Origin of the sequence: Dokdonia sp. 4H-3-7-5, assembly GCF_000212355.1 — a bacterium.
Taxonomy (GTDB): Bacteria; Bacteroidota; Bacteroidia; order Flavobacteriales; family Flavobacteriaceae; genus Dokdonia.
In genome coordinates this window covers 144,488-157,880 of sequence record NC_015496.1, presented here as the reverse complement: position 1 = coordinate 157,880, position 13,393 = coordinate 144,488, and the positions used below count along the sequence as shown (strand labels likewise).

Genomic DNA, 13,393 nt, shown 5'->3' with positions numbered 1-13,393 from the left:
TTAAACTTATTTTCTCTACTTAAATGTATTAAAAAAAAATCAATCTAAATCACTATAACTATATAAAAATCAAGCAATTAATGTAAGAATAATCTTGTTAATCTTGAAGTGCAAATACACGTTGTAAAAGATCTGTAGTTCTACTTTGTGTTTTAGTACGGATTTCCTTTTCCTCCACCGCAATCATTTTATAAACCCCTTCAAGTGCTTGTTGCGTTACATAATCTGTAAGGTCAGGGTTTACATCATTAGTAAGTGGTAACTCGTTATACTTTGTAATCAGGTTAGTCCATATTTGATCTGCACCTACTTTTGTAAAACTATTTTTTATCACAGGATTAAATTTCCCATAAAGTACTGTTTGTGTTTTTCCTTCTAAGTATGAAGTCGCAGCATTGTCAGATCCTAATAAGATGTTGCGCACATCATTAAATGTAATTTGCTTTACTGCATCTACAAAGATTGGAGTAGCCTCACTTACTGCATCTTCGGCAGCGCGGTTAAGGGCTTTGATGCCTTCATCTGCAAGGCTTCCTAAGCCTATTGCTCTTAGTGTTTTATCTACTTTTTGTAACTCTTCTGGAAGTAAGATTTTTACTAATTCGTTTTTATAAAACCCATCTGTAGACGTAAGTTTTGTTACCTGTTTATCAATTCCAAAGTCTAACGCTTGCTTGAGACCGTTCCCTATCATTTGGTTGCTAATTCCAGAAGTTCCAGTTTCTGTAGGTAAACTATCTATTACGCCTTGCAATTCGGCACAAGAGATTAGTGAAAACAAAGCAAATACAGCGATAATCTTTTTCATGATACTATGGGTTTTAATGTGTGGTAAAGATAGTTTTTAATTGCGCTTTCGCGAAAGCGTAACTCAGCTTATTCATATGTTAAGTGAAAATCACCGTCTTATTATCGTAAACAAAACACTTGTGCTGTGCGTGTAATTTTATAGCTCTTGAGAGTACAATCTTCTCCAGGTCTTTACCTTTTGCAATAAGATCTGGAATCGTATGGCTGTGGGTTACACGTATGGTGTCTTGCTCAATAATAGGGCCCGCATCGAGTTCTTCAGTAACATAGTGACTTGTGGTTCCTATAATTTTCACACCACGAGCAAAGGCCGCATGATAAGGCTTTGCGCCTACAAAGGCAGGTAAAAAGGAGTGGTGTATGTTTATAATGCGATGTGTGTATTCACTTATAATGGTAGGCGTCACAATCTGCATATAGCGAGCAAGAACGATAAAATCAACCTTAAATTCTCGCAGTAAGTCTAACTGGCGTTGCTCTGCGAGTGCCTTCGTATCTTTTGTGACTGGAATATGGTAAAATGGGATACCAAAATTTGCTGCAATATGAGCCAGATCCTTGTGATTGCTCACAATAAACGGGATGTGTACTTGGAGTTCTCCAGCGTTATAACGACCCAGAATATCATAGAGGCAGTGATCATATTTAGATACAAAAATTGCCATTTGCAATTTTTGTGTGGCAGGATATAACTGCCATTGCATCTCAAATGGATTTCCTATGTCTTGAGCGAAAGTTTTTGTAAAAAGCTCCACATTAAAATCTGCTTGTTCAAAAAAGCACTCTAGTCGCATGAAAAACACATTCTCTTGCGCATCTACATGTTGATCTATGTAGGTGGTGTTTCCGCCATGATCAAGTATAAAATTAGTCACAGAAGCGATGATTCCCTTTTGATCTTTGCAATGTATAAGTAATGTAAGATGTGCCATAAACTAGGTTTTTAACACCCCTAAATTGCAATTATTCTAACGCAATTCACGTATAAACAAACCTTTTTGTGTTATTCATATTCAAGCGTCGTTTTTACTGATTATTACGTAAATTTACATCATCAAACACACCAATAATTACAGATGGAACAAGCTACTCCTTACACACCAAAATATAAAGTTAGAATAGTTACTGCAGCTGCACTCTTTGATGGTCATGATGCCGCTATAAATATTATGCGTCGTATCATTCAGAGCACAGGCGTTGAGGTGATCCATTTGGGTCACGATCGCTCGGTAGAAGAAGTGGTGAATACCGCAATACAAGAAGATGCAAATGCAATTGCGATAACCTCTTATCAAGGTGGTCACAATGAATATTTCAAATATATGTATGACCTTCTTAAAGAGAAGGGAGCATCACATATTAAAATCTTCGGTGGTGGAGGTGGTGTGATCTTGCCAGAAGAGATACAAGAACTCATGGATTATGGGATTACTCGTATCTACGCTCCAGATGATGGTCGTGCCATGGGATTACAAGGGATGATTAATGACCTTGTAAAACAATCTGACTATGCCATAGGAGATAAGCTTGATGTAACTGTAGATAGCTTACGCGAAAAAGTGCCTACCGCAATCGCTAGAGTAATATCTGCTGCCGAAAACTTTCCAGAGGTTGCAAAGGGTACGCTTGACGCAATTCATAAAAAGAATGAAAACTCGCTTACACCCGTACTTGGTATTACAGGTACAGGAGGTGCAGGAAAGTCATCTCTTGTAGACGAACTAGTACGTAGATTTCTAATTGACTTCCCAGAGAAGCAAATAGGATTAATTTCTGTAGATCCTTCTAAGCGTAAAACTGGAGGAGCTCTACTAGGAGATCGTATCCGTATGAATGCGATTAATAGTGACCGTGTTTATATGCGCTCACTAGCAACTCGCCAGAGTAATCTTGCACTTTCTAAGTATGTAGGAGAGGCTATTGAGGTATTAAAAGCAGCCGAGTATGACTTAATCATTCTTGAGACTTCAGGAATAGGACAGTCTGATACAGAGATTATAGAACACAGTGATGTTTCTTTATATGTGATGACACCAGAATTTGGTGCAGCAACACAGCTGGAGAAAATTGATATGCTTGACTTTGCAGATCTAGTAGCAATCAACAAGTTTGATAAGCGTGGATCACTAGACGCACTACGTGATGTAAAGAAGCAGTACATGCGCAATAATAACTTGTGGGATGTACATCAAGATGATTTGCCAGTTTTTGGAACCATCGCGAGCCAGTTTAATGATCCTGGGATGAACACGCTCTATAAGCGCATCATGGAGAAAGTAAACGCAGTTAACGAGTCAGACCTTGAGAGTACGTTTGAGATAAGCCAAGAGATGAGTGAGAAAATCTTTGTGATTCCTCCATCTCGTACGCGCTACCTAAGTGAGATCGCAGAGAGCAACCGTGCATATGACGCTTTCGCGAAAGCGCAACAAGAAACAGCACAACGTCTCTACGGAATCTATAAAACCATAGAAACTATTGCCGGTACAGCTCCAGCACTAGACAAAGCAGGAGTACAGTTAGCCGATTTCACTACTGAAAACACAGAAGAAGATAAAGACCTTATAAAATTACTCCTCGCACAATTTGACCGAGTAAAAATGGATCTTGATCCGTATAACTGGGAAGTTATCACTGGATGGGATGAGAAAGTAAATAGATATAAAGCACCTGTGTATACCTTTAAGGTAAGAGATAAGGAAATTAAAATCCCTACGCACAGTGCATCGCTATCACATACAGAAATTCCTAAGATAGCATTGCCTAAGTACCAAGCTTGGGGTGATATCTTAATCTGGTGTTTACAAGAAAACGTACCAGGAGAATTCCCATACACAGCAGGACTTTACCCTTTTAAACGTACAGGAGAAGATCCTACACGTATGTTTGCAGGAGAAGGAGGGCCAGAGCGTACTAACAGACGTTTTCACTACGTGAGTGCTGGATTACCAGCTAAGCGTTTGAGTACGGCTTTTGACTCTGTGACTTTGTATGGTAATGATCCAGGAATGCGTCCAGATATCTATGGAAAAATAGGAAATGCAGGAGTAAGTATTTGCTGTCTTGATGATGCAAAGAAGCTCTATTCTGGTTTCGACTTAAGTCATGCACTGACATCGGTAAGTATGACCATAAACGGGCCAGCACCTATGTTACTTGGTTTCTTTATGAATGCCGCTATAGATCAAAATTGTGAGAAGTACATTAAAGAAAACGAACTAGAAGCAGAGGTAGAAGCAAAGATTGCAGCTATCTATAAAGGCAAAACACGCCCAGCATACCAAGGAGATCTTCCAGAAGGAAATGATGGTCTAGGTTTAATGCTGCTGGGAGTAACTGGTGATCAAGTATTACCAGCAGATGTGTACAGCCGCATAAAAGTAGAGACACTCACACAAGTGCGTGGTACGGTACAAGCAGATATTCTTAAAGAAGATCAGGCACAAAATACGTGTATCTTCTCTACAGAGTTTGCACTGCGCTTAATGGGAGATGTACAAGAGTACTTTATCGAGCAAAAGGTGCGTAACTTCTATAGTGTGTCTATCTCTGGATATCACATCGCAGAGGCAGGAGCAAACCCTATCACACAACTAGCACTTACATTGTCTAACGGATTTACGTATGTAGAGTACTACCTAAGCCGTGGGATGGATATCAATAAATTTGGTCCTAACTTATCGTTCTTTTTCTCAAACGGAATCGATCCAGAATATGCGGTCATAGGTCGTGTTGCTCGTAAAATTTGGGCAAAGGCAATGAAGGAGAAATATAAAGCAAATCCTCGTGCACAAATGCTTAAGTATCACATCCAGACATCTGGGCGTAGCTTACACGCACAAGAGATTGACTTTAACGACATCCGTACTACACTGCAAGCGTTGTATGCGATTTATGATAACTGTAACTCGTTACATACAAATGCATATGATGAGGCGATTACAACGCCTACAGAAGAGAGTGTACGTCGCGCGATGGCAATACAGCTTATTATCAATAAAGAGCTAGGACTTACTAAAAATGAAAACCCAATACAGGGATCATTTATTATAGAAGAGCTTACTGAGCTTGTAGAAGAAGCAGTCTTACTAGAATTTGACAGAATCACAGAGCGTGGAGGAGTTTTAGGAGCCATGGAGACGATGTACCAACGTTCTAAAATACAAGAAGAAAGCTTGTATTATGAAACGCTTAAGCATAACGGTGAGTTCCCAATAATAGGAGTAAATACGTTCTTGAGTTCAAAAGGAAGTCCTACCGTACGCCCAGCAGAGGTTATTAGAGCTACCGAAGAGGAGAAGCAATATCAAATCGATATGCTTAACCATCTTCATAAGGAGAAAGCAGATAAGATAGAAGCACAACTTGAGACGATACAAGATGCAGCGATTAATAACCGCAACATTTTTGAAGAACTCATGGAAGCGACTAAAGTTTGCTCACTAGGGCAAATTACAAGTGCGCTCTTTGAAGTAGGAGGACAGTACAGACGTAATATGTAATACAACTAGATTTAGTTATTAAAAAAAGGCGACCCAGAGGGTCGCCTTTTTTATTGATTTTTTTCAAGATTAATCCTTCCAAGGTCCGCTCTCGGTGACATGTATAAAGCGATTATCTTTTAATCTTGATAGGCCAAGGTATCCTCCTAACCAAATGGTGCCAACAGTATCCTCATAAATAGTCTGGATAGCATTGCTTTGTAAGCCATCCTTCTCATTATAGTTTGTAAAGCTATTACTATCGTATTTGTAAACGCCAGCATTTTCGGCGGGAAACCAAATGTTCCCTTTGGAGTCTTCAAAGAGCGACCAGATCTCTTCTCCTGTAATCACACCATCTGTAGTGAAATTTGTAAACGAAGTTCCGTCATAACGGCTCACGCCATTATGGTGTGTTGCAAACCAGATATTTCCTGAGCGATCTTCTAGCATATCATTTACATTATTTCCCGCAAGTCCATCTTTTGTAGATAAGGAATCTAGAGAAGTCCCATCCCAAATAAAAGCACCAGCGTTTGAAGCAAACCATAAACGCCCTTTGTTATCTTCCATGATACTATGCACGATTTTAGTACTTGAGACACCTCTTAAATTATCTACCACCGTTTCTGGAAGAGGGAAAGGTTTAAAAGTAGTTCCATCAAAGCTATTAACGCCATTTAAAGCTCCTATCCACAACGTTCCTTTAGTATCCAGCAACATACTCCATACATTACTTTCTTTGAGTCCTTGCGCTTCTGTGTAGTTTGTAAAAGAAGGTTTTCCTGTTGTTGTAGATGTGGTCAAGTCAAGCGATGTAATTCCTCGATTGGTCCCAAACCAGATCTTGCCATTTCTATCTTCCAGAATCGCGCGCACCGCTTCACCATTAAAACCTTCGTCTATTGAAAAGTAGTCTACGCTCGTTCCATTATATCGTATCACGCCATCTCCATTAGTTCCCATCCACATCGTTCCTTGCGAATCTTGAAAAATTCTTCGTATGAATTGGCTTAATGGAGGAGGAGCCAAATCAATGACAGTAGGCCCCATTGTTGTTTTAGTAGCTGAGGTAGTATCGCTCAAGGCGAAATGAGGAGCTTCTTCTATAACAGGAGTTTGTATCGCTTCTTTACAAGAAATGCTAAGCAGTAGCACTATAGAAAATACAATCAAAGTAATTCTGCCGAAGGTCATAGTGATAATTTTAAGTGTGGATACTTAAAAGTAAACTATTCAAGTCAATTAGTAAGTGAGATGATTACTAATTGTCTTTTGTCCGGATAGTCTCAAAAGTCTCACACACAATGAGCATATTATCTATGGCTTTAATCAATTTTTGGCTTATTGGATTTTATAAATCCAAAGTGATTCACCTAAAGGCTCTGCTGGGCTTAGACCACACTCTTCAGCTCTTTCTATACTTTCTGGATCATCGATGTTAATTGTCAATTGGTCAGGACAATTGTCATCACTCGAGCAACCTATCACTACTGTTATAATCAACATTATTAACAAGTATTCAAAAGCTTTTTTTATCATATTATTTTTTATTAAATGCTGTATTATTAGTCACGACGTAAAGCAGAAACACTGCTCTCTATATACTGCTGCGTCTGTAGTTCTTCCAGCGAGGCCGTAGGCTTTGGAGTGGTAGCCTCATTTTTGCAACCTATAGAAACCATTAAAAGAACTGTGATTGCAATTTTCATATTCGTGTATATTTCAAAAATCGCTTTCGCGAAAATGGCTATTGTGTTTTTTGATTTTGTAACTAAAACATATTGTAAACAACTAGAAATTGAATAACATAGTTTTTTGTTGGCTGTAGTTATTTGATCAAAGCATCAAACACAGTCTTATGCATTTCATCTACCGGGATGTATTTTGTATTCTTGTGAGGGTAGCCCGGAAATAAATAGGTGACAAAACCACAATCATCCAAAATCAAAAACGTTGGTGTATAATAATTCTTAAAATTATCATCCAACCATTGAGAAGAATTCAATAATAATGGAAATTTGATTTTCCTTAATTGTGATTGTTTTATTCTCTCGTCTTTAATGAAGCCGATGACATTAAATTTATTGTTGAAGTATAATGAATTCAACGCTTTGATTCTTTTCATGCTAGGAATTGATCTGGAACTTAGTATACAAACTAGTGTGGATTTATCAATCACCGATGAATTAGTATACGTTATATTATTCGAGTCTTTAAGTTTAAAATCAGGAAATGGTTTGTTCAATAAATAAAAAAATCCTCGAGAGTGCTCTGATTTATTCATGTACACCGAAATGTGGGCATTTTTAATAAGTGAGTCATTCTTGGTGACTTCTTCAAAATAATTGAGTTCTGTTTCTTTTGGAAAGTAGTATTGTTTTATCGTTTTATAATGAGATTGAAAATCAACCTCGGACAAAATACTATCACCAATTTTTACGAAGTTCTGTGAATTACAATAATTCGAGATTAGTAAAAAAAATATCAATGTTCTCTTCATAATTATGGTTGACAGACCACTGCCAAAAGCGAGTGCGGCTCCCGATAGCTATCGGGATTGCTGATCTGCTTTAGGTTGCAGTCTTATTTTTTTGATCTAAATATACAATGAATTTCGGAGTTGTGCGCCGCGCATAAGGAGTTCAGAATTGCATTCGACGAGTGAGAAACGAACTATTGCGGGAATTTACGAGTATACTACTGCGTTGGACGTGGCTTATCTTAATATGAAAAATAGGTCCTTTGGAAATCAGCCGTCAACGTTTATGTATATGGAAAGTTGCGTGATCAAGTGACTAAGTAAGTAAATAAAAAACGAATAGAAAGTCCGCGAGTACTTTTGTAAACAAGCTAGAACTTAGCAATAAAATATATGCATAGTTGGCAACTGGCTTTTTATTCCATATGATACCAATTATATTCTTTTCCGGACCAAAATAAAATTCCGCCTCTGTGAGATTCCTCAACGCTCATGTAAATTCCGTTTCCAATAAGTTCAAAATTTTTGCTTTCGTCTTGTCCGATTATATCTCCAGTCACCTCGTCGACTAAAGTAGGTGAAACAATTTCACCCTTTGGGATCATTTTGAATATTTCAATCCAGACCAAGTCAGTCATATTATCAACTTCTTTTCCCGCTCCAAAAACAAACATTTTATCGTTGGAATGATTCACTATGAGTACACCGATTTTTGAGTTTCGTTTGTTTTTTACGAGTGTTGCTACATCTGGTTTTAAGTCACCATTAAAGTCCGCAATAAGACTTTTATTTGGAATTACTTCTAATGAATCAGGAAGTTTAAGCTCAACAAATTTTTTCGTTGCGACATATTCGAAGTCTAATTCTTTTTTTGTTTTTACAGAACCTGACCACATGTTGCCTTCTTCAATTCCATTTAACCAAACTCGTAATTTTTCAGTTCGCTCTACAGTCAGTTCCTTTAAAAACAAAGAAACACACATTGGATAGACACTTCCATATTCGGCTTGCTTATTATCAGCAGGGAATTTCATTTCCAATTCAGCGTCACGGTAAGAATTCCAAATTCGCTGTGTTTTTTTAAGTCGGTCGATAAAAAATGAGTCTAATTGATATTCACTCAAGATTTTTTGGTAAACAATGTTAAGTTCTTTGTCAGCTTTTCTGTATTCCTTATTTGCGTTTTTATTCATTTCCGCTTGAGTTTGCGAAAAACAATTAAAAGTCAAAGTCAGAATTAAAATTGCTAATATATTTTTCATTCGTTTTTCCGCTTGTTGCCAACAGCCCACTGCATAAAGCGAGTACAGCTCCCGATAGCTATCGGGATTACTGATTTGCTTTGATTTATAGTCTTGTTGGTTTGATCTAAGTATACAATGAAATTTGAAGTTGCGCGTTGCGCGTAGCGGTTTTAAAGTTGATTGAAAGAAGTACGCTTTCGCGAAAGCATATTGAGTATGAGTGAAGATAAAAATAGTCCCTATTATACTGGCAAATAAGCTCTTAAAACAATTCTTTACGATCATAAAATCAGGATCACCCTGCGATGAAAACTATAGATTAAAATTAGCTTAAAGTTTGTGCTGAGCTTAGGCGAAAGAGGCTTGTTTTTAAACTCAGTTCTCTATTGAGCGATTTTTTATTCCTACGTAGAGTATTTTAACGAGCGACTTGCATGAGGGTCTTGTGGTCTTATGCTGATATTATGTCTTTCGCTATCTAGATGAATTTGAACTCCCCACTCACTAATTTCTTCCATATCCATGCCACCTAGATATTCTTTTAACTGAGTTACCAAGCCCTTTATTTCATTTTTATCTTTTCTACAATACAATGACTTTATTCAATAACGGATTCTAGGACTATTTGCCCTGTCTTTAATAAGGAATCATTAGTAGCTGCGCAATTATTTTTATCTGCTTCAATAAAGATTACAATATTATTAAAAAATATAGTCAATTTCTTCACATTAGAGTCGGCTAAGCTATTCTCACTTATGACCGCAGAATACTTAAAATCTTCAATTATTTGAATATTCTTGTACATCAATTTTTCGGTCATCATATATGCTTTTCTTTCAGAGTTAAGTCTATCATTTACCTCTTCTGGTTTGGTAGTTGAATAGTCTTTAAAAACTATCCCTAATTTAATCTGTCCATCTGCTAGCGTATATTGACATCTATTTTTCATAAATGACATGTCTCCAGTGCTATATGGTGGAGTGTGTTCATCAGTAAAACATAAGGATGAGAAATCTATTTTTTTAAAGGTCTCTACACAACCTTCATTAAAATTGTAAATTTTGGTTTTATCAGCACCCATTACTTTTTCATTATCGGCATTTAATAAAACTGGTTCCTTAATTTCTTTATCAGGAGTACTATTGCAGGAAATGGAAGAAAAACAACTTATTAAAATTAATAATGTATACAACTTATTAGTCAACTGTCTCATAGCTTCTTATAATTTTTTTATAAAAATAATTAAGAATACACAAGTATTTTGTTTTCTTAAAGATGTTTTATCAACAATAACTTAAACACGTTATTTAAGTTATTGTAGCTAATTGGTAGTCGCAAGTTTATAAGAAGTTTTCAATTAAAGAATTGTTTATCAAATGACTATTGCCTTTCGTTCCTAACTAAGCATCAGATGATTGAGCTAATAATGCTGTAGTTAGATGATAATGAGGTGAAGAATGAGTAAAACAATTGTTCTTGCATCTTATGGGTAACGTGCAGATGAGAAGAACACACAGAGACAATAGCTTATTGAGTCTCATCACCCGCTAACAGGGGAATGGCAAGGGGGTAACGCTGAGAGCTTTAAAATCCTAGCGGATTTACTCTAACTCGATCTATACCTAACTTTTCGATATTTCAATGACTTTTGAGGTGTTCTGATTTTGAAGCGGAGCCATACGACGGCGGGAATTTGCAAGACAGCGCTTATGCTTGGAGTCGCACAAGAATGGGAGGATGGGCAGTCGCTCAAAGCCCTATACTAGGCACTACAATTACTATCAAGCGGTTAAAAATGAGAGGTTATGTTAGTTTAATTGAGTACTATAAACGAGCTGTATAATTATTGAACCGCCGTATACGAGACCCGTACGTACGGTGGTGTGAGAGGCGCACTCTGCTAGTTGCTAGCAGAGCCGTCTACTCGATTGGCAGCTGGCTTTCTTTTTTATACTGGTCAAGAATCCTTTTATTATCATACTTTGCTTGTTTACATTCCGAATATATTTGAAGTCATTCTTAATAGTTCTATCGCTGGTGAGTCTGAAAAACAGTCTTTACAATTCGAATACATCATCATACAATCTATAAAATCTGTAAGCATATGAAATAAAAGTCCAATCCCAATTATGTTGAACGGTTTACGGAAAAAGAGCAGTATCACATAAACTATCATTGCGTAGTATGTATGCAAAATATGAAAATTTATGCTACATCTATTTGCTTGAAATATGGGGTTTGCAACCAAATGGTCTAAATCAACCAACATCGTTGCAAGCAATATCAAATAGACTTTTTTCCAATCTTTTCTAAAAAATCCATAGGCGATAAAAAACGGAAAGCCAAAGTGTAAAAAGTAGTGTATAAATGTCTGCATAATCTGTTCGTAATTGAATCTCTATTTGGTTGTCTTTTAGCTTGCTGCCAACGGTTTTGGCTATGGTTTCGTTGCGGGATGGTTCGGCAGAACTATTCCGCCGTAAACCAAAGTTAGCAAATACGCAGTAATTTCCGAGAGGAAATTCCGCCGCAATGAACTATAGCCGGTGTGTGTGCCCAGTATGGGCATCTTTAGACTACTTATTAAAAGTAGTTTTTTTTATCTAGAGGGTGCAAGTCCCTTATGGGCAGGGGTAACGCCTTGAACCATTAGTAAGCTGCAAGGTTGCTAGTTGTGAAGCTAGGACTGAAGAAAGCAGGACTACAAATCTCGGTACTGACGAACAGGAACCGTATATGAGGCATAATTACTCGGGTAAGCAAGCACATCATTGTTACGCCCTAAATAGTATCAAAAGGGTAATTATGTAGATACGGCAGGGATTGAGAGAAAGAAGATGTTCTTACCTGGGGAGGTCTCTATAACCACGAGTTGGTCTATTAGAGAAGTCAGCAGAAGTCATAGTAGCTAAAGCCTGATATTTTAGTGAAGGACAGAACAATAATTGTCTTTAATGACCAAAGGTGTTGTTTTATGCTACGGATAGTTTTCTAGTAAAACAATAGCCTTCGATTAAGCGAGACAGCAATTCAAATTATGAGTATTGATTAAACAAGTAACAAGCAAAAAGAATCTAAACGAAGCCTAGGCGCGAGTGTATCGTAACAAGGGATCTGCTGGAGTGGATAACGTTTATATTAAAGAGCTAAAATCTATACTACAGATTTATGGAAAACAATACGTTTCGCACATAGAAAGAAAGCGCTATCAGGTGTCTCCTATATTAGGTGTTGAAATCCCTAAAAGTAATGGTAAGAAACGATTACTCGGTATTCCTACAGTTGTTGATAGAGTATTTCAGCAGGCATTACATCAAGTATTGCAACCTTTATTTGAGCCAGACTTTCAAAAGCATAGTTACGGGTTCAGACCACAACGTAATGCCCATCAAGCCACGGCAGAAAGCCTTTTAAATATCAATGCTGGTTCTCAAGATATAGTAGATATAGATTTAAAGAGTTTCTTTGATGAAGTATCACACTGTATACTTCTAGAGTTGATTTACAAAAAGGTACAGTGCAAAGCCACGATGCGGTTATTGCGTTCATTTCTTAGAGCGCCTATACTGATTAACGGTCGATTACAAAAACGCAGAAAAGGCGTTCCTCAGGGTTCGCCATTAAGTCCATTGCTTTCTAATATTCTGCTCAATGAGCTGGATAAAGAATTAGAGAAACGTGGGCATCGTTACGTAAGATATGCCGATGATTTTAGTATTTACGTTAAGAGTAAAGTGGCTGCAAAGCGTGTAGGTAACAGTATCTATAAGTATTTGCGAGACCACCTCCAACTTCCCATAAATAGGGTAAAGAGCGGTGTGCGGAGACCTTTAGATTTCCAAGTATTAGGCTTTGGATTTGTGCCAACGTATAAGAAAGGAGAAAAAGGGAAGTACCAGCTTATGGTAACTAGGTCTAAATGGCAAGATTTTAAGTCAAAACTTAAATACCTGACCAAAAAGACGATACCTGCAAGTTTTGACGACCGCATCAAGCGTATCAACCTATTAATACGTGGTTGGATAAATTACTTTAAACCTGCCTCCATTCAGTCGAAGCTTAAGAAGCTAGAAGAATGGCTAAGAAACCGATTGAGGTACTGCATATGGCATCACTGGAAGAAACCAGAACGGGAGCGTAAAAACCTAATCCGTTTAGGAGTAAACCAAGACAATGCCTATGCTTGGAGTCGCACCAGAATGGGAGGATGGGCAGTCGCTCAAAGCCCTATACTAGGCACTACAATTACTATTAAACGGTTAAAAATGAGAGGTTATGTTAGTTTAATTGAGTACTACAAGCGAACTGTATAATTATTGAACCGCCGTATACGAGACCCGTACGTACGGTGGTGTGAGAGGCGCACTCTGCTAGTT

Annotated in this window: 10 protein-coding genes and 1 pseudogene; 3 read left to right on the top strand and 8 right to left on the bottom strand. The window is 37.5% G+C overall.

Translation table 11 applies throughout. The annotated features are described in order from the left end of the window. Positions 1-97: 97 nt before the first annotated feature. Together KRODI_RS00655 and purU are read right to left on the bottom strand one after the other, a co-directional pair. Positions 98-808: a DUF4197 domain-containing protein gene (locus tag KRODI_RS00655; RefSeq protein ID WP_013749630.1), complete on the bottom strand. Its 711-nt coding sequence runs from the start codon at positions 806-808 to the stop codon at positions 98-100. A gap of 79 nt (positions 809-887) precedes the next feature. Continuing rightward, entirely contained in the window at positions 888-1,742 is an 855-nt protein-coding gene (gene purU, locus KRODI_RS00650; protein ID WP_013749629.1) for a formyltetrahydrofolate deformylase, read from the bottom strand. A gap of 144 nt (positions 1,743-1,886) precedes the next feature. On the opposite strand from purU, the gene KRODI_RS00645 reads away from it, so the two are divergent. Further along, on the top strand, positions 1,887-5,312 hold the full coding sequence (locus tag KRODI_RS00645) for a methylmalonyl-CoA mutase family protein (RefSeq protein ID WP_013749628.1): 3,426 nt from the start codon (positions 1,887-1,889) through the stop codon (positions 5,310-5,312). 69 nt (positions 5,313-5,381) lie between these two features. Here KRODI_RS00645 and KRODI_RS00640 read toward each other — a convergent pair whose 3' ends face one another. From KRODI_RS00640 to KRODI_RS00615, 5 genes are all read right to left on the bottom strand, one after another. Then, the gene (locus KRODI_RS00640) at positions 5,382-6,488 is read right to left on the bottom strand and encodes a two-component regulator propeller domain-containing protein (protein ID WP_013749627.1); all 1,107 of its coding nucleotides are present in this window, start codon (positions 6,486-6,488) and stop codon (positions 5,382-5,384) included. A 147-nt stretch (positions 6,489-6,635) separates the two neighbouring features. Beyond that, positions 6,636-6,800, bottom strand: a complete 165-nt coding sequence (locus tag KRODI_RS15555) for a hypothetical protein (protein WP_158306994.1) — start codon at positions 6,798-6,800, stop codon at positions 6,636-6,638. A 59-nt stretch (positions 6,801-6,859) separates the two neighbouring features. Then, positions 6,860-7,003 (bottom strand): hypothetical protein, encoded by a 144-nt coding sequence (locus tag KRODI_RS15550; protein ID WP_013749625.1) that lies wholly within the window; start codon positions 7,001-7,003, stop codon positions 6,860-6,862. A 1,186-nt stretch (positions 7,004-8,189) separates the two neighbouring features. Further along, positions 8,190-9,035: a lysozyme inhibitor LprI family protein gene (locus KRODI_RS15320; protein ID WP_083811811.1), complete on the bottom strand. Its 846-nt coding sequence runs from the start codon at positions 9,033-9,035 to the stop codon at positions 8,190-8,192. 580 nt (positions 9,036-9,615) lie between these two features. Beyond that, positions 9,616-10,230 (bottom strand): hypothetical protein, encoded by a 615-nt coding sequence (locus tag KRODI_RS00615; RefSeq protein WP_013749622.1) that lies wholly within the window; start codon positions 10,228-10,230, stop codon positions 9,616-9,618. A gap of 483 nt (positions 10,231-10,713) precedes the next feature. Between KRODI_RS00615 and KRODI_RS15700 the strand changes: the two are divergent. Beyond that, a pseudogene (locus KRODI_RS15700) lies at positions 10,714-10,860 on the top strand (group II intron reverse transcriptase/maturase); the annotation flags it as partial. A 147-nt stretch (positions 10,861-11,007) separates the two neighbouring features. On the opposite strand, the gene KRODI_RS15695 reads toward KRODI_RS15700, so the two are convergent. Continuing rightward, a complete protein-coding gene (locus KRODI_RS15695) occupies positions 11,008-11,394 on the bottom strand; it encodes a DUF6122 family protein (RefSeq protein ID WP_013749621.1) in 387 nt (128 codons plus the stop codon). A 718-nt stretch (positions 11,395-12,112) separates the two neighbouring features. On the opposite strand from KRODI_RS15695, the gene ltrA reads away from it, so the two are divergent. Beyond that, a complete protein-coding gene (gene ltrA, locus KRODI_RS00605) occupies positions 12,113-13,330 on the top strand; it encodes a group II intron reverse transcriptase/maturase (protein ID WP_013749620.1) in 1,218 nt (405 codons plus the stop codon). Positions 13,331-13,393 lie beyond the last annotated feature (63 nt).